This is a genomic window from Acinetobacter lactucae (assembly GCF_013344765.1).
GTDB classification, from domain to species: Bacteria; Pseudomonadota; Gammaproteobacteria; order Pseudomonadales; family Moraxellaceae; genus Acinetobacter; species Acinetobacter lactucae_A.
On the sequence record NZ_JABVBF010000316.1, the window covers coordinates 1 to 1,479 of the forward strand.

The following is a 1,479-nucleotide window of genomic DNA, read 5'->3' on the forward strand; positions in this document are numbered from 1 at the left end:
ACAATACATGTCTCTAGTAGGCTGACACAAGGTTTGAGTACGAACAGCGGTTAATTTTTTTAATGAAAAATAACATTTAGCCACGGTAAATGGCTCGGTGTATATTATGCAACTCAGCTTCTAGTTTATTTATTTCTCCTATGAAAAACGCATTTTCTGACAGCAAACAAATTAGACAAGTGTCTAGTTTCCCTGAACTTGTAAATACAAAGTTCCAAGGAGAGACAAATGCGATTTGTTGGCATAGAAATTTGGTGGGCGACTTTAAAGAAATTGTGAATAAACTTCATTTAAAAGAAAACATTACAGAAGTTTCCGTTGAAGACTTGCTAGCGCTACAACTCTCAGAAGAAGGTAATTTGGCAAGGACAACTATTTTAGAAGATATCGAGCAATTAACTGAATTTGGTGCATCACCTGTACTTAATTTACTTAAACATTATGAACGCGATGAAGAACTAGATTTCATTTCAACAGATGTATATTCATTTCATGTCGATCGCTCCCCCATTGAAACAGATACCTTCTTATGTACCTATCACGGCGCCGCAAGCGATATTGTGCCCAATGATCAAGTTGAACAAAAAGTTTTAATTCCAGAAATTAGAGAACAGCTCAAAGAATTACATGACGGGCCTGATGCTGAGTTTAAAGCCTTCTTGGCAGAGTATTTTTTTGATCTGCATTATCAGCCTAAACCCGATGCTCAACCTGTAAATTTAGGCACGGGACATATTTGGCGTTTAGCAGTAGATCATCCAACTCAAAAGGTTTTGCCATGTGTTCATCGAGCACCTGTTGAAAAAGATGGCGAGTATCGGTTGCTGTTGATTTGTTAAATGTTTTTATAAGTCCGCCTGTTCATATTCTCAATATATAACATTCACTCGAACCCAATCTTCATACTTCGTTGCCTGAACATTGGTACTTGATGTAATTGCTCCATGAATAGGAATATTTTCTTTCATCCCTGTGGCAATTCTTGAATGTATTTTATCTGCCGTTCCTCCCCAAATTTGAGTATGGCCAGCATCTTGGTAGAGTACATATGCAACAGATGCTGGGCTCTCAGCAGATTTAAGCTCAAAGTTATTGTCTGAAGTTACAGCCAATTGATAAGGGGTATTTTGAGTACATTGGACAGATACATCTGTTCTTGCAGTAGCAACGGGTTGAGAACGTACAACTGAACCAAAATCTAAATTTCCTTCTGTTGAAACTTCACAGGTTTCTACAATGGTTAAACTGACCCTTAATGATGTAGATGCATTTCCAGCAACTGCACTATCTATTGTCAGTATTCCCATAAGAGAAAATAAGGCGTATTGAATGATTTTCATGTCTTCTCCTTATCTTTTTGTTCTAATGTTATTCATCTTTATATTGTGTTTTTTCTGTTCCTATTAAAGAAACAGTTTCAGGGTCTTTTAGTTATAAGACTTAATATTACCCACTGTCAATAAATACTAAACACATGAT

General features: G+C 36.4%; 2 protein-coding genes. One reads left to right on the plus strand and one right to left on the minus strand.

The window, feature by feature from the left end:
• The first annotated feature begins 140 nt into the window (after positions 1-140).
• Complete coding sequence (locus HUN22_RS16990; protein WP_174731862.1) at positions 141-839, plus strand: DUF1826 domain-containing protein; 699 nt, start codon at positions 141-143, stop codon at positions 837-839.
• A gap of 30 nt (positions 840-869) precedes the next feature.
• Here HUN22_RS16990 and HUN22_RS16995 read toward each other — a convergent pair whose 3' ends face one another.
• A complete protein-coding gene (locus HUN22_RS16995; protein ID WP_174731864.1) occupies positions 870-1,340 on the minus strand; it encodes a Csu type fimbrial protein in 471 nt (156 codons plus the stop codon).
• Between the last annotated feature and the right edge of the window lie 139 nt (positions 1,341-1,479).